The following is a 16,119-nucleotide window of genomic DNA, read 5'->3' as shown; positions in this document are numbered from 1 at the left end:
AGCCCGCACGACTATAACCTCGGATAGCCACACCCAAATGGCTCCGCGACAACCCTTGTTGAGGCTCTCATGACTGCTCGAACACTCTCTCGCACCCCTTCGTCTATAATCGCGCTTGGCGCTGGCGTATTAGGGGCAATTCTCACTATGCCGCTAATGGCTGACGAGGCTGCTCAACCGCATCCTCTTGACCGGCTGTGGTCATTCGCCAACGTTTCGGTTAACTACCTGGATTGGTCAAACGGTACCGAAGATCGCACCGCTTCCAACGCGGCGAAAAGCGACTTTATGTTTCTCGAAATCGAAGGCGGCGCTGGCTTTAGCTGGGGTGAGTTTTACGGTTTCTTTGATTTCGAGAACCCCACCAACGATCAGTTCGATGAGTCAAGCGGTGGTAAAGACAACTTCCGCACTGCGGGCAAAGTGACCTCGCATATTTACCTGGGTGATAGCCCGCTGTCGATTTACGCCCACCTGTATGACTTCCGCGATTACGGCTATAACAGCCGCGAACAGGATCAGATTCTGGGTTTAGGTTACCGCACTACCTTCGATAATGGCCTCTGGTTCAAGCCCTTTATCGGTGCTGCGCGGGTGCAGAGTAACAGCTATACCGGCATGAACGGCTATATGGCAGGCTGGGTCGCGGGTTATGATTTCAACGCGCTCAACCAGAACTTCAGCGTCACCAACTGGCACGAACAGACCTTTGGTCGCGATGATGAGTATCTGGAGCAGAACTACGTGGGCGATACAGCGGGCAGCGTAGGCACCAACGGTGCACTGAGCCTATGGTGGCATCCGAGTGACTTGATCACCACTGGCATTCAGTATCGCTACTCTGATAACAAGTTGGGCACCCCCAACGACTATCAGAATGCGATGATCTACTCCGTCAAGCTCAACTTACTTTAATCGATTTAGGAGCCTCTGATTAACGTAATGAGCGCAGGCTAGACAAGGCAAAAATCAACGAAAAGGCGGAGTTTACTAGCAGTAAATGAGCACTTTGAGGCGATTTTTAACGCCGTATAGGCAAGCGCAATAGTTAATCAGAGGTTCCAGGACTCGAAGGATCCCCTTATGACACTCCTTATGAGCTTGGTGGGTATGGTCACTCTGGTGGCCATTGCCCTGATTTTCTCCTACGACCGTAAATCCATCCGGCTACGTACCGTGCTGGGCGCCTTTGCTATTCAAGCGGGAATTGGTGCTTTTGTCCTCTATGTGCCGTTTGGCCAAGCGGTGCTGCAAACCATCTCCTCCGGCGTTAGCCAAGTTTTGGTGTATGCCAACGACGGTATCGGCTTTCTATTCGGCGGTTTAGCCGATGTGGATAACGTCGGCTTTGTATTCGCCATCAAAGTACTCCCCGTCATTATCTTCTTCTCCTCGCTAATCGCCGTGCTCTACTACATCGGCATTATGCAGTGGGTGATTCGTATCCTCGGTGGCGCCCTGCAAAAAGCCCTGGGCACCTCACGGACTGAATCACTTTCCGCAACGGCGAACATCTTCGTCGGCCAGACCGAAGCACCGCTGGTGGTACGTCCCTTTATCGCCCGTATGACGCCTTCGCAGCTGTTTGCCGTTATGTGTGGTGGCTTAGCATCGGTGGCCGGTTCAGTATTGGCGGGCTACGCGGCACTGGGCATTCCCATGGAGTATTTGGTAGCGGCCTCCTTTATGGCGGCGCCAGGCGGGCTGCTGTTTGCCAAGCTGATCATGCCGGAAACCCAAGACGTTACCGACAGCGACAGCGTTTCCAAGGTTGAAGAAGAGATTGAAGCCCAGGAAGATAAACCTGCCAACGTACTGGACGCTGCGGCATCGGGCGCTACCTCGGGCCTAATGCTGGCCGCCAACGTGGGCGCCATGCTGCTGGCCTTTATCGCCCTAATTGCGTTGGTCAACGGTATTTTGGGTGGTATTGGCGGCTGGGTGGGCTTTGACTCGCTGAGCCTGGAACTGATCCTGGGCTGGCTGTTTGCCCCGCTGGCCTTCCTATTAGGTGTACCCTGGGAAGAGGCCACGCTGGCTGGCTCATTCATTGGTCAAAAATTAGTGGTCAACGAGTTTGTCGCCTACATCAACCTAGCGCCTTACATTGATGGGGAACAGGTGGTAGCTGCCACGGGTCAGATGATGACACCGCACACCATGGCGATCCTCTCTTTTGCGCTGTGTGGCTTTGCCAACCTCTCCTCCATTGCGATTCTGCTGGGTGGCCTGGGTAGCATTGCCCCTACCCGCCGCAAAGAGATTGCCCGCTTTGGTGTCAAAGCCGTGTTGGCCGGTACACTGTCCAATCTGATGTCGGCCTCTATTGCTGGCTTCTTTATCGCCCTAAGTAACGTCACTGCTTAACGCAGCGGGCTTGCTGAAGGTGACGGGCGCTGCGGCTTTATCCGCAGTGCCCGTTTTTATCTTTTACTGATTTGTGAGAATTCCATGACTGCGACCGCCTCCCCCCATATCGTCCAAGCCGCCCGCCAAGCACTCACCCTCATGGATCTAACGAGCCTGAATGACAACGACACAGACAGCACCATTGAGGCGCTTTGTCAGCAGGTAAAAACGCCTTTTGGTACCCCTGCCGCGGTCTGCGTGTACCCACAGTTTATTGTTACCGCACAACGTGCCCTGACTGCTCACAAGCTAAATGAGCAGGTAAAGATCGCCACGGTCACCAATTTCCCTAACGGCGGCGACGACATTATGGCCGCCGCCCGTGAAACCCGCGATGCGGTTGCCTCTGGCGCCCATGAAGTTGATGTGGTCTTTCCCTACCGCGCGCTGATGGCCGGTGACGAAGAGACCGGCCTTGAGCTGATTGAAATGTGCAAAGCCGCCTGCGCTGGCCAAGCACTGCTCAAAGTGATCATTGAGTCAGGCGAGCTTAAAGAGCCTGCGCTGATTAAACGCGCCAGCGAACTCGCTATTGAGGGTGGCGCTGATTTTATTAAAACGTCCACTGGCAAAGTGGCCATTAACGCCACCCTTGAAGCCGCCGAAATCATGCTCAAGGCGATTAAAGCCAGTGGCCAGGACGTCGGCTTCAAAGCGGCGGGTGGCGTCAAAACCGCCGAAGACGCAGCAGAATATTTAGCGCTTGCCAACGACATCATGGGCCCAGACTGGGCGACGCCCGCGCACTTCCGCTTTGGTGCCTCTAGCCTGCTGGGCAATCTGCTGGCGACGTTGACCGGCAATACCAACGCGGCCACTACAGAGGGAGGTTACTAATGTCTGCCAACGCCACTCAACACACCCTGCTCCCCCAGGAGCTGATTCGCTTAAAGCGTGATAACCAGCAGCTGCCCGCGGAAGAGATCAAAGCCTTTGTCCAGGGCATTGCCGATGACCGTATCAGCGACGCCCAGATTGGCGCCTTTACCATGGCAGTGTTCCTCAACGGCATGAGCCGTGAAGAAGTCGTAGCCCTGACTACTGCCACCCGCGATTCCGGTCATGTGATGCAGTGGAGCGACTTAAACCTGCCCGGCCCGATCGTAGACAAACACTCCACTGGCGGCGTGGGCGATTTAGTCTCGCTGGTGCTCGGCCCCTGGGTGGCCGCCTGCGGTGCCTTTGTACCAATGATCTCCGGGCGTGGCCTGGGCCATACCGGCGGCACGCTGGATAAGCTTGAATCAATCCCCGGCTACGACCCTTACCCCGCACCAGAGCGTTTCCGCGAGGTGGTGAAATCCACCGGTGTAGCGATTATCGGTCAGACCGGCGACTTGGCACCTGCCGATAAACGTATTTACGGCGTGCGTGATGTGACCGCAACGGTAGAATCGATTCCGCTGATTACCGCCTCTATCTTGGGCAAGAAGCTGGCCTCCGGACTGGATGCGCTGGTGATGGACGTAAAAGTCGGCAGCGGCGCTTTTATGCCCACGCCGGAAAAATCCCGCGAGCTGGCCAAAAGCATCGCCAATGTCGCCACCCAAGCGGGAACACCCACCACCGCCCTGCTCACCGATATGAGCCAGCCGCTAGCCCCCTGCGCCGGTAACGCCGTTGAAATCGTCGAGACCCTAGCCCTGCTGCGCGGTGACCGCCCCAACAGCCGCGTAATGCAAGTCACCCGCGAGCTGGCAGTGGAGATGCTGATTGCAGGCAAACTCGCAGGCTCTCGTGAAGAAGCGCTAACCAAGCTTGAAAAGGCGCTAACCTCCGGCGCCGCCGCTGAAGTCTTCGCCCGCATGGTGCGTGAACTTGGCGGCCCCAGCGACTTTATGGAGCGCTCCGATCACTACCTGGCCAAGGCCGACGTGATTAAACCCGTGTATGCCGAGCAAGCAGGTATTGTGCAACGTATTGATACCCGCGCCGTAGGTATGAGCGTGGTGGAAATGGGCGGTGGTCGCCTGCGTAACGACGCCAGCGTCGACCACAGCGTCGGCTTTACGGCTATCGTCGAAATCGGTGAGCGTGTGGATAGCCAGCGCCCCATTGCCATGGTGCACGCCCGCAGTGAAGCCGCCGCCGAGCGCGCCGCTGAGCAACTGCGCGCCGCATTTACCATTGGCGAAGGTACCGCCAGCGCCAACACCCTGCTACAAGACACTTTCCGTGGAGAAGCCTTATGAGCCGCGCGATTGTACTGGTACTTGACTCCTTTGGCATTGGCGCCGCCCCGGATGCCGCTACCTTCGGTGATGAAGGCTCCGACACCCTGGGTCATATCGCTGCCGCTTGCGCTCGCGGCGAGGCGGATACCGCCAACCGTTCAGGCCCACTCAAGCTGCCCAACATGGCCAAGCTGGGGCTATTTCACGCCCACCGCGATGCCACGGGCAACGTTGCCGAAGGCGTCACGCTGCCGGAAAGTCTGGAAGGTGCTTACGCCCACGCCAAAGAAATTTCCAGCGGTAAAGATACCCCCTCCGGTCACTGGGAAATTGCCGGTGTCCCGGTACGCTTTGACTGGGGCTACTTTCTGGATAAAACCGACAGCTTCCCCCTCGAGCTGCTCGACGCCATCGTGCAAGAAGCCGACCTCACTGGGGTCATTGGCAACTGCCATGCCTCGGGCACCGAGATCATCGCCCGCCTGGGTGAAGAGCACATTGCCACCGGCAAGCCGATTGTTTACACCTCGGCAGATTCAGTGTTTCAGATTGCCGCCCACGAAGAGCATTTCGGCCTTGAACGCCTTTATAAGCTTTGCGAAACCGTCCGCGAGCTGCTGGAGCCTTACAACATTGGCCGCGTCATTGCGCGTCCGTTTATCGGCGAAGACAGCAAAACGTTCGCCCGCACCGGCAACCGTCGCGACTACAGCGTAGAGCCGCCCTCGCCTACGGTGCTGCAGAAGCTTGCCGATGCCGGTGGCGAAGTGGTCTCGATTGGTAAAATTGCCGATATCTACGCCCACTGCGGCATTACACACAAGGTAAAAGCCAGCGGCCACGATGCACTGATGGACGCCACCCTCAACGAGATCGAGCGCACCAGCCAGCGCGGCTTTGACAAGAAAAATAAGGGCGAGCGCGCCATGATCATGACCAACTTTGTCGATTTTGACTCAGTCTACGGCCACCGCCGGGACGTGCCGGGCTATGCCGCAGCGCTGGAAGATTTCGACGCCAAGCTGCCTAAGCTCCTGGCTGCGCTAAACGAAGATGACCTGCTGATTCTCACCGCCGATCACGGCTGTGACCCAAGCTGGCACGGCACCGAGCACACCCGCGAGTACATCCCCATTCTGGTACAAGGCCCCGGCTTCACCCCCGGCCCGCTGGGGGAGCGCGGCACCTTTGCCGATATTGGCCAAACCCTGGCCGACTTTTTCCTGCTACCGGCCATGGCCGATGGCAAAAGCTTTCTACCCGACGCCGCTTAAAGGCTAGCGCTGTTTAAAGGAGAACTTTGATGGCTACCCCGCATATTAACGCTGCCCCCGGTGATTTCGCCGATACCGTCCTGATGCCCGGCGACCCGCTGCGCGCCAAGTACATCGCCGACACCTACCTGGAGAACGTTCGCCAGGTCAACGACGTGCGCAATATGTTCGGCTATACCGGCACCTATCAAGGCCGCGAGATTTCGGTAATGGGCCACGGCATGGGCATTCCGTCGGTCTCTATCTATGCCAAAGAGCTAATCACCGACTACGGCGTTAAATCGCTGATTCGCGTGGGTTCCTGCGGCGCGGTGCGCGACGACGTCAATGTGCGTGATGTGGTGATCGGCATGGGCGCGAGCACCGATTCAAAAGTTAACCGCATGCGCTTTAACGACCACGACTTCGCCGCCATTGCGGATTTTGAGCTGACCCAGCACGCCGTGGCTGCCGCCAAGGCCAAAAACGTGCCAGTCAAAGTTGGCAACATCTTCTCGGCAGACTTGTTCTACAACCCGCAAACTGAGATGGCTGAAATGCTTAAGCGTTACGGCATTGTGGGTGTAGAGATGGAAGCTGCTGGCCTTTACGGCGTCGCCGCCGAGTTTGGCGCCCGCGCCATGACCATCTGCACCGTATCGGATCACATCCTGAAAGGCGATTCGCTCTCAAGCGCTGACCGTCAAACGACCTTTGACGACATGATGTTGATTGCTTTGGACACCGTGTTACGCGACGACGCAGCCCGCGCTTAAAAGGAGGGTGTGATGAGTCAGCAAACAGATGAAGTATCAGCAGAGATTGTTGAGCAGTTATTCAGCGCCCGGGCTAACGCCTATGTGCCCTACTCAGCACACCCGGTGGCATCAGTCATGGTGACGCCGGATGGCCAGCAGTTTGCGGGTACTAACGTAGAAGTGGCCCACTACAAAGGCCTGTGTGCCGAAGCCTCGGCCATTTCCGCCATGGTAACCGCCGGGCAACGCCAGTTGGCCACCGTCTACGTCATGGGCCCGGGCGATCACCTGTGCACGCCCTGTGGCGACTGCCGCCAGCGCATCCGCGAGTTCGCCACGCCAGAAACACAAATCAAGGTGCTCTCCGGCAGCGGTGAACTGCTGAAAACCTACACCATGGAAGCCCTGCTACCCGACGGTTTTGGGCCTGAGCAACTGCCACCGCGTTAACTACCCAGTTTCGCGCACCACCAGCGCCACCGGCAACGATACGTGCCGGGGCGCTTCTCCCGCCCTTGCTTCCGCCAGTAGTGCCATGCTCGTCGCCGCTATCTCGGCAATATCCTGCCGTACAGTGGTGAGCCCAGTAGCAAGGGTGGGCAGGTCATCAAAGCCTGTCACCGCGACCTGAACAGGCACCTCGATCCCGCGGTCTTCCAGCGCGGCCACACAACCCAACGCTAGTTCGTCGGTGGCGCACACCAGTGCATCAAAAGGCAGTGGTTGGGCACCCTCTTGATCTAAATAGCGATTTAAATAGCGATAGCTGTTAAGGGAGTCTGACGCCAAGCGGTGCGGTAGGCTGATCAAACGTTCGGCAAGCCCAGCCTCTGCCAACGCCCGCCGGTAGCCCTCCAAACGGCTATGGGGACGCGGCACCTCTAACTCACCGCCCATAAAGGCAAGCCGTCTGCGCCCCTGGGTAATGAGGTGGTGGGTCATCTCATACAGCCCCTGCCGATCGTCCGGAGCGACGGAAAAGCCTTCCCCGGCGTCACCTATGCGCACAAAAGGAATAGCAGCGGCTTTGAGCAGTGCCGGACGCTCATCGTCTGGGGCTTCACCAAGCAAAATAGCAGCCCCCGCGCGTGCGGGTAATTCGGCGGTTTGCTGGTGATTAAAGAACACCGGCACCATACCCTGCTGATGAAGGGCCACGGTAAGATGCTGGTAGAGCAATATATAGTAAGGGCGCAGCTCGATATCCTGACGGCCGAGCGAGATGCCCACCACTGCCATTTTACCGCTTATTAGCTGACGAGCCGCGGCGCTGGGCTGGTAGGCTACTTCTCGACTAATCGCCAAAATCTTCTCACGCAGGGCGTCGCTAAGCCCCGGCTTGCCGTTCAATGCCCGGCTGACCGAGGCAATCGATACCTGGGCCCGACAGGCAATTTCCCGAATGGTGGCCGTTTGGGCGCTTTGTTTGCTCTCTCTCACCGACTGTTTCTCGCCCTGTCTCTCACCTGGAAAGCGTCCAGTGTGCCGAAAACGCCCGGCGTTGCGACAGACTACCAGCCACGACGCCCTAAACGGACAAGCTCGCTTTCCAACTGCTGTAATGCCTGGCTGGGCTCAACGTCACCAGAAAGGACTTCGTGCACGCGGTTAAAAATAGCATTGGATACCCGAGGGTAGGCATCTCCGGTGATGCTGGCCGGGCGCGGCACGCCATTCATTACGGTCTGATAAAGCTCGCCAATAAAGGGCTGAGCGGCCAAGACATCGTCGTCTTCATACAAGGCAGGCCGAGTAGGATTACGCCCATACATAATCGCATGGGATTTCTGTTGCTCTGCAGCACTTAAATAGGCGGCTAGATCAGCAGCAATTGCTGGGTGTTCTGAGTAGCGCGAAACAGCCCAGTTCCAGCCACCAAGCGTCGCGACAGACTGCCCATCAGGCCCACTGGGTAGCGGCGCCACCGCAAACTTGCCCTGAATCGGTGTGCCATCGGCTTGCCCTAGCGACCATGCATAAGGCCAGTTGCGCATAAAAACTGCATTTCCTGCCTGGAAGACGCCTCGGGCTTCCTCTTCCATATAGTTACGCACGCCTTCGGGGCTAATATCACCGATCCACGATGCGGCCAGGGTTAATGCGTTGACTGCATTGACATTATTAACCGTCACCTGCCCCTTTTCATCGATAAAGGTACCGCCGCCGTAGCTCGCTACCCACTCTAAAGCATTGGTGGTCAAGCCTTCATAGGCCCGCCCCTGAAATACAAACCCGTGCATTCGCTGATTGCCAGCCTCACGCTCAGCGGTTTGAATCTGTCGTGCGGTGTCGGTCAGTGATCGCCAGGTTTGCGGCACTGCGGCGTCGTATTTGTCTAATAAATCGTGCCGGTAGTAAAGTAACCCCGCGTCGGTAAACCATGGCAGTGCCACCAATTTTCCCTGCACGGTATTATTCGCCATTAAAGAGGGAATAAATCCTTCGGTGGCACTGTCTGGCAGGTACTCATTTAAATCGACCAAGTGCTCGGCTAATAAGCCTGGCCAGACGATATCAACCATTAGCACATCGACATCTTGCGAGTGGCTGCCTAACAGCTGTTGGTACAGCGAGAGCTTTTCAGTGGGCGACGGCGGCGTGGTTACAATATTAACCTGATGACCGTTCGCTTCTGCCCAGCGCTGCGCCAGCTCCGGGCAAAAATCTGCCTCACCGCCATCACCACAGGCAATAGTAATCTCGACGGCATCAGCAGGTAGCGCGAAAGGCAGCAAGGTCAGGCCCGCTAACATACATAGCGCTTTACGTGGGGTGTGGAACATGGCAATTCACCTCTATTTGTTATTGGTAGGTGGTTAGAGCGTTGTATCAATTGTTTTAGCGGATAATGGCCAAGCTGCGATCCTCCTGACTGGAGATAACACAGGCATCAAGAACGGTTTGGATCGCCGCGCCGCGGGCAAAGTCCGGCTGGTCGTTTTCACCACTGCGGATGCTTTCTATGAAACGCTGATAGATATTCGGCGTGGACGGAGCCTTGACCGTGCTCCAGCGGGCGGGGTGAACATTGTCATCCAGGCAAACCTGCACCTCGTCTAATGATGTATCCAGATCGACCCGAATAGCGCCCTTATCGCCGTGTACGCTCAGGGTTAGCGAGTTGTGGTGCCCAGTCGCCCAGCGGGTAGCTTGAAGGGTGCCCTTGGCTCCATTGGCAAAGGTTACCCGCATTAGCGCGGTATCGTTGGCATCCAGCAGATAGTCACCGATGCGGTTATCCGGGGCTTTCTCGAAGCAGGTCAGTTCGCAGTTAACGCGGGTAATATCGCCAACGGGAAAGCTGGCGAAATCGACAATATGGACACCCACATCCCCTAGCACGCCTTTACTGCCGTGGGCTTCAGAGAGCCGCCAAAGCCACTGGCTATCCTGATCCCAACGTCCCCAGGCATTGCTGACCAGCCAACTCTGCCGGTAGCTGGCATCCACGTGACGGACTTGCCCAATCGCCCCAGCGGTAATCAGTGCACGGGCGTGCTGAATGGCCGGTGCATCACGATAGCTAAAGTTGACCATATTGATGACGTTGGCAGCCTCGGCCGCCTGGGCCATTGCATGGGCATCGTCGGCATTCGTCGCCAGCGGTTTTTCACACAAAATGTGTTTGCCGGCGGCAATCACGGCCAGTGACGTGCGCTTATGAACACCATCTGGTGTGACGTTGCTAACGGCTTGGATATCCTCCCGCGCCAGCATAGCCTCCAGGTCGTCATACGCATCGGCGATACCAAAACGCCCCGCAAAGTCTCGGGCCTTGACTAAATCCATATCACACACCGCCACCACTTCCACTCCCTCGATCCGGCTAAAGTGCTTGGCGTGTTCACCCGCCATACTGCCCGCGCCAATAATCGCCAAACGGATCATTTGAAACCCTCCTCACCGGGTTTATGCAGGCTTTCCCCTTTGATCTCCACCGGGTTGGGCGCCTGATCGGCAGGAACATTAGGGCAACTGTCGATCCATCGGGAGCCTTCCGGGCGCGCCCAATTCACCGCGTTCTTCAGCACCGTTTTAACTTGGGCGTCATAGTAGATTGGGTAGGTTTCGTGGCCAGGGCGGAAGTAGAAAATCTTGCCGTTGCCGCGCTTATAGGTCAGCCCTGAACGAAATACCTCTCCACCTTCAAAAGCACTGATAAATATCACTTCATCGGGGTTGGGCACCGCAAACGGCTCGCCGTACATTTCTGTATGCGGCAGTTCTATATAGTCGCCCAGCCCCTGCACGATAGGGTGCCCAGGATTCACCACCCATAGCCGTTCGCGCTCCCCTGCTTCCCGCCACTTGAGCGAGCAGGTGGTGCCCATCAAGCGTTTGAAGATTTTTGCATAGTGCCCGGAGTGCAGCACAATCAGCCCCATGCCCTGCAGCACTCGTTTCTGAACGCGATCAACCGTTTCTTCCAGTACATCGCCGTGGGCTGCGTGGCCCCACCACAGCAGCACATCGGTATTCTCAAGGGTTGCTTCACTTAGCCCTTGCTCGGGGTCTTGCAAGGTAACCGCGGTGGCGTTGATCTCTGCCGCTTCGTTGAGACCTTCGGCGATGCAGTGATGCATGCCATCAGGATAAATGCGTGCCACGACTTCATTGGTTTGTTCGTGGACGTTCTCCCCCCACACTGTGACGTTAATGGTCATCTTTTCTCCTCAGCCAGACTGGCAATCGCGTCTAAATGACGTTTTATGTCGCTCTCAACCGCCAAGGTAAACGTTTACCACAACTACGTAAACGTTTACTTATCTGCAACTTTAGTCGCGCTAAAGAGAGCACTCTGTTAGCTAACGCTATTGGCATAGCGCCCTGGTTATCCGTATTCTGATGTGTTCCCACCCGCTTTAGCGCCGCTAAAGCATGTGTTTCACTAGCTGTTTCTAACACCAGGAGAATGCCATGGCTGGTTTGCTACCCAACGTCGACCCCGACGGCCTGCTTGAGTACTCAGTGGTCTATACCGACCGTTCGCTGAACCATATGTCACAGCAGTTTCAAGGTGTAATGCGGGACATTTCCGCCACGCTAAAGGAGGTGTATCACGCCCACGCTGCGGTCATCGTACCGGGGAGCGGTACCTTTGGTATGGAAGCAGTAGCGCGCCAGTTTGCCGTTGAACAGAAAACCCTGGTCATTCGCAATGGCTGGTTCAGCTACCGCTGGACGCAAATTATTGAGATGGGGCGTTTAACCCAACAGCACACGGTGCTTAAAGCACGGCGTCTGAATGCCGATGACCCGCACTCACCTTTTCAGCCAGTGCCCATTCATGAGGCCGTGGCGCAAATTCGTAGCGAGAAACCTGCCGTCGTGTTTGCCCCACAAGTGGAGACCTCCGCTGGTTTGCTGCTTCCGGACGACTATATTCAGGCGCTTGCCGAAGCAACCCATGAAGTAGGTGGTCTGTTTGTGCTGGACGCTATTGCTGCGGGCACCCTGTGGGTGGATATGCAGGCGCTAGGCATTGATGTAGTGGTCAGCGCCCCGCAGAAAGGCTGGAGCGGCTCACCCTGCTGCGCTATGGTGATGCTCTCAGAGCGTGCTACCCAGCGTTTGAGCGAGACCCAGAGCAACAGCTTTGCCTGCGATTTAGGCAAGTGGCACAGCATCATGCAGGCCTACGAAAATGGCGGGCACGCCTACCACGCCACGATGCCTACCGATGCGCTGAGACAATTACGGGATATCATGCAGGAGACCCGCGCCTACGGCTTTGCCAAAGTAAAACAGGAGCAGCAGGCGATTGGTCGGGAAGTCCGCGCGATGCTTAAACGCCACGGTTTTGTCAGCGTTGCCGCGGAAGGCTTTGAAGCCCCAGGCGTGGTGGTGTGCTACAGCGACGATAGCGGCTTGGTGGGCAAGCTTGCCCAGGCGGGCGTTCAGGTGGCAGGCGGCGTACCGCTAATGTGCGATGAGGGTGATAACTTCCAAACCTTCCGCATTGGCCTGTTTGGACTCGATAAGCTCCACCACACAGAGCGCAGCGTCAACAGCCTGGAGCAGGCGATTAAGTCAGTGGTTTAAAGAGTCAGGAAGGAGTAGCCCGCTATAAGAATAGCGGGCTAAGGTTACATATACCCCACGCCCCGCGGTATCATACCCAGGTGGTTTTCAACTTTCGTAACCCCTGGCACGTTTTCTGCTGCCACTGATACCGCCTGCTTCTGCTCATGGGATTCGACCAGCCCCCAAACCTCTACCGCACCGCCATCCACAATCACGCTAATGCCTTCGACCTGTACACCGGTATTATTCTCAACCTCTTTGAGAATGGCCTCACGAATCTGCCGATCATCCGTGGGTGATTGGGTCGGCGCTACCGCGGCATTGGCAATCCCTTGTAGCAGGTTAGCGCGGCTGACAATGCCCACCAGTTTGCCTTCACGCAGCACAGGCACCCGTTTGATATGGTGTTTTTCCAACATACGCGCAATGGTGTGCAGCGGCGTATTTTCCGCTACTGACAGCGGGTTGGCCGTCATGACTTCATGGGCTTTTCGACCGTGGGACTTCACATAGTCACCCGCATCCTTGCCACCAGCAAATAGCGTTAACCACCAGGCGTCGCGGTGGTCACCCTCATCTTTTATCCGACGCATTAAATCGCCTTCGCTGACAATGCCAACCAGTTGGCGATCCTCATCAACTACAGGCACGGCACTGATCCGGTGCTTGAGCAGCAGTTGGGCAATGTCGCGCACTTCTGTATCAGGGCCCACGCTGACCACGTTAGGCGTCATAATATCGATAGCTTGCATGGCTCTCCTCCTTGCGTCAGCCTTTAATACGTATTTTAAAGACTGATTCGCAGATGCAGGTTGTCCTGCTTGTTCTTTGAGCCTAGTTCGCTGCGAGCAATTTGCCTATGCTGGAAGGAACACATTGAGGCGGTGTTGATCTAGCGCAGTTTATGGGGGCTTATTTATGCCTCACTGTTTTCTTTCTTCTGCTGCATGCCACTGCTCTCTTCGACTTTCTCCACATCGACAATGCCCGAGCGGCTCACGACGACCTTCCAACGAGCGAGATAGGGCGTATCTTCGCTGCCTGTTTCCCGAATCACCAGGTTGAACAGATGGCGGCGCTCGACACCCTCCCGCACTGCCTGGCCATCCTTCAGGCGGTAGATATGATGTTTGCCCTTACTCATGAGCCGGGTGAGCATGGAGATATCCAGATTGAGGGTTTCGCGGGTATGCTCGTAGCCGCTTAAAAAGCGCGTGGGGGACATACGTGAACTTGAACGGTAGTGAAGCACCACTTCTTCACGTTGAGCGACCGTGCGGCGTCGCATCTTTTGGATATCAGCGGCCAATGAAGCAAAGCGCTTATAATCGAACCACTCCAATTGACGCCCCACCACGGCATTGCGCGTAGGGTCTAAATACTGGCGACGCCATTTGGGGCGCCCTTTACGCAGCCAGCGCCACAGAGTATTGCGCAAATCATCCTTAAAGACCTCACGCATGGCATAGAGCAGTGCCATGGCTAGCACAAACAGCGCCGTGATATCGCCCAAGGCGCTACGCAACTGCAGCACGCCCAACGATACAAAGGCCATCACCACGGCGGTGGCAAGCGCTTTGACCGCTTTTTGCTCGCCGCCGCCCAACTCCAAGGCCTCTTGCTTCAGCGTAATTGGGTGCTCGATCAAGCGTCGCAGCAGGCGCATTTTATTCGACATGCGCGTAGGGTCTGCCATGACCCGCTCAGCGTTGTACTGCTGTTCCCGGCGATGCTCATCCTCACGATGGCAGACGCTGATGAAACGGCGGCGAATATCGGTAAACTCTCCCCCTCGGGGCATATGAGCGATCAACGCCAGCAACTGCTGTTCGGTAAACCAAGAGAGGTAGTTATCGATATTGGCAAAGTACTTATTGAAGCTTTCATCATCGGGCTTATGGCGTCGTAGCCGATTGAGAATACCGTCGCTTAAGTCGATCATTTCATGCAGTTGATCACGCAGGGCGTCGGCACTCTCTTGTGCTTCACTGCTCTCATCCCGCTCCTCTTGGCGAGCGTGACGCAGCTTATTGGCACTCACTAGCATTGAGCGAGTAGTGCGCTCCATCGCTTCCACGTATTGGTAAGCATAGAGGCTTAGGCTTAACCGGTACGACTCGCTGCCAAGACGGTTTCGACTGGCCAATCGACTGTGCACCAAGGGTAGGAGATACTCGTCACTGTAGTAGGTGCGTGAGACATTGATAGCCGCATGATAAAAGGCTTCTTCTGAGATAAGCTGTGTGCTTAAGCCAAGCTCGCCAGGCACAAAAAGATAGACGTCGAGGTTATGCGATGTCTCTTCCTTGAGCCGCCGGATAAGACGTAGCTGAAAGCTGTTTTTACGCTCAACGTTGATCAACTCATCAATCTCCTACTCCTTTGCCTAACGTGATGATATACCATGGCTAAAAATGATCATGTTGCCGCATAAAGCCACCGTACTTTATTTACCTCTTCGTCTGTGGAGCTAGGAAATGCCCATTGCCCGTTTTTCACCCTTTGAGCTGCTGCTATTAAAGAGCCGTAGCCAAGTGGATACGGCAACCCTGCTGCTGTTGGCCTGGGTGCTGGTGCACCGCCAACACGTCTCAGAAGGCCAGCGCCGCCGCCGCTTGGCTCAGGTGACCGCGCAGTTTCGCCATGGGCATGAGCTGGGGCCGGTGATGAGTATTGCCCATAGCCAGGATCTGCAGGCAATCCAGTTAGCCGCCGAGGTGGTTCGCAAAGAGTGTGGCTCTGAACGTAGCCTAAGCATTATTCATCAAGCCATTGCCGTCGCCACTGATGACGGCGAGCTGTCGCTGGCCAACCACTATATTTTGCGCTTTTTGGCTGATTTGCTAAACGTTGCACCAATGACCTTAAATACGCTGTTTAAGGAACTCACAGGCACCCCGCTTGCCACCCCCGAAGACCCTAGCCGCGACGCCTACTGGCAAACCCACGACCCAGAATACCATGCCCGAAAAGCACGTGAGGCTGAGGCGGCTGAACGGCAACACCAGCAGGCTCACGCCCGGGCCGAACAACAGCAACGAAAAAAAGAGCAGCGCCACCAACAGAAGCAACAAAAACAGCAGGAGAAGCAGCAACGTCAGGAGCAGGCGCGCCAAGCGCGAGAACAGGAACAGCAGCGCCAGCGGGAACAGACACGCCAACAAGAGCAGGAGCGGCAAAGGCAGCAACAGCAGCGCGAACAAGCCGAACGCGAGCAGCGACGCTCCCGCCAGCAAGATTCTCGTCAGCAGCACCGACATCGGCAGCAGCGCGCTTCACCGCCACCGCCCGACCGCACCACGCGGGCGCTTTCGGTGTTGGGGCTTACCCCTGGCGCCACCCGGATAGAGGTACGCCACGCCTATCGAAGGATGGCGCAGCTTCACCACCCGGACCGCTTCTATTCGGAAAGCGAACACCAGGTTGCCTTGGCGTCAGCACGGTTTCAGCGTATTAAAAACGCCTATGATTATTTAATGCAAACTTACTAAGACCATGTAA

Annotated in this window: 15 protein-coding genes; 9 read left to right on the top strand and 6 right to left on the bottom strand. The window is 56.4% G+C overall.

The genetic code is table 11. The features are described from left to right. Positions 1–69 precede the first annotated feature (69 nt). The 7 genes from OM794_RS05225 (at position 70) to cdd (ending at position 7,044) form a co-directional block, all read left to right on the top strand. Complete coding sequence (locus OM794_RS05225) at positions 70–915, top strand: outer membrane protein OmpK (RefSeq protein WP_226248299.1); 846 nt, start codon at positions 70–72, stop codon at positions 913–915. Positions 916–1,083: 168 nt separating this feature from the next. After that, the gene (locus tag OM794_RS05220) at positions 1,084–2,367 is read left to right on the top strand and encodes a NupC/NupG family nucleoside CNT transporter (RefSeq protein ID WP_226248296.1); all 1,284 of its coding nucleotides are present in this window, start codon (positions 1,084–1,086) and stop codon (positions 2,365–2,367) included. Between the two features lie 84 nt (positions 2,368–2,451). Next, positions 2,452–3,246 (top strand): deoxyribose-phosphate aldolase, encoded by a 795-nt coding sequence (deoC, locus tag OM794_RS05215; RefSeq protein WP_226248293.1) that lies wholly within the window; start codon positions 2,452–2,454, stop codon positions 3,244–3,246. Then, positions 3,246–4,601 carry a thymidine phosphorylase gene (gene deoA, locus OM794_RS05210; RefSeq protein WP_226248291.1) on the top strand — a complete coding sequence of 452 codons (1,356 nt, stop codon included), beginning with the start codon at positions 3,246–3,248 and terminating at the stop codon, positions 4,599–4,601. Before deoC ends, deoA begins: the two co-directional genes overlap by 1 nt. Then, on the top strand, positions 4,598–5,857 hold the full coding sequence (locus OM794_RS05205; protein ID WP_226248288.1) for a phosphopentomutase: 1,260 nt from the start codon (positions 4,598–4,600) through the stop codon (positions 5,855–5,857). Before deoA ends, OM794_RS05205 begins: the two co-directional genes overlap by 4 nt. Before the next feature lie 29 nt (positions 5,858–5,886). After that, on the top strand, positions 5,887–6,612 hold the full coding sequence (gene deoD / locus OM794_RS05200) for a purine-nucleoside phosphorylase (protein WP_226248286.1): 726 nt from the start codon (positions 5,887–5,889) through the stop codon (positions 6,610–6,612). Positions 6,613–6,624: 12 nt separating this feature from the next. After that, positions 6,625–7,044 (top strand): cytidine deaminase, encoded by a 420-nt coding sequence (gene cdd, locus OM794_RS05195; protein WP_226248283.1) that lies wholly within the window; start codon positions 6,625–6,627, stop codon positions 7,042–7,044. Here the strand turns inward: cdd and OM794_RS05190 are convergent, their stop codons facing one another. The 4 genes from OM794_RS05190 to OM794_RS05175 all read right to left on the bottom strand — a co-directional run bounded on the left by OM794_RS05190 (position 7,045) and on the right by OM794_RS05175 (position 11,258). Continuing rightward, a complete protein-coding gene (locus OM794_RS05190) occupies positions 7,045–8,034 on the bottom strand; it encodes a LacI family DNA-binding transcriptional regulator (RefSeq protein WP_226248281.1) in 990 nt (329 codons plus the stop codon). A gap of 71 nt (positions 8,035–8,105) precedes the next feature. Next, positions 8,106–9,347 (bottom strand): ABC transporter substrate-binding protein, encoded by a 1,242-nt coding sequence (locus OM794_RS05185; RefSeq protein ID WP_226248754.1) that lies wholly within the window; start codon positions 9,345–9,347, stop codon positions 8,106–8,108. Between the two features lie 85 nt (positions 9,348–9,432). Then, a complete protein-coding gene (locus tag OM794_RS05180; RefSeq protein ID WP_226248279.1) occupies positions 9,433–10,482 on the bottom strand; it encodes a Gfo/Idh/MocA family protein in 1,050 nt (349 codons plus the stop codon). After that, positions 10,479–11,258: a ThuA domain-containing protein gene (locus tag OM794_RS05175; RefSeq protein ID WP_226248276.1), complete on the bottom strand. Its 780-nt coding sequence runs from the start codon at positions 11,256–11,258 to the stop codon at positions 10,479–10,481. Before OM794_RS05175 ends, OM794_RS05180 begins: the two co-directional genes overlap by 4 nt. A gap of 253 nt (positions 11,259–11,511) precedes the next feature. Between OM794_RS05175 and OM794_RS05170 the strand changes: the two genes are divergently transcribed. Further along, positions 11,512–12,636: an aminotransferase class V-fold PLP-dependent enzyme gene (locus OM794_RS05170; protein ID WP_226248274.1), complete on the top strand. Its 1,125-nt coding sequence runs from the start codon at positions 11,512–11,514 to the stop codon at positions 12,634–12,636. A gap of 44 nt (positions 12,637–12,680) precedes the next feature. Here the strand turns inward: OM794_RS05170 and OM794_RS05165 are convergent, their stop codons facing one another. Next, entirely contained in the window at positions 12,681–13,370 is a 690-nt protein-coding gene (locus OM794_RS05165; RefSeq protein ID WP_226248272.1) for a CBS domain-containing protein, read from the bottom strand. Positions 13,371–13,534: 164 nt separating this feature from the next. Further along, a complete protein-coding gene (locus OM794_RS05160; protein WP_226248270.1) occupies positions 13,535–14,980 on the bottom strand; it encodes a hypothetical protein in 1,446 nt (481 codons plus the stop codon). Between the two features lie 115 nt (positions 14,981–15,095). Here OM794_RS05160 and OM794_RS05155 point away from each other — a divergent pair, with 115 nt between their 5' ends. After that, positions 15,096–16,109 carry a J domain-containing protein gene (locus OM794_RS05155; RefSeq protein ID WP_226248267.1) on the top strand — a complete coding sequence of 338 codons (1,014 nt, stop codon included), beginning with the start codon at positions 15,096–15,098 and terminating at the stop codon, positions 16,107–16,109. Positions 16,110–16,119: the final 10 nt, after the last annotated feature.

It is taken from the genome of Halomonas sp. BDJS001 (assembly GCF_026104355.1).
GTDB lineage: Bacteria > Pseudomonadota > Gammaproteobacteria > Pseudomonadales > Halomonadaceae > Vreelandella.
Note: the sequence above shows the minus strand (reverse complement) of the source record. Positions and strands in the feature narration are given on the sequence as shown.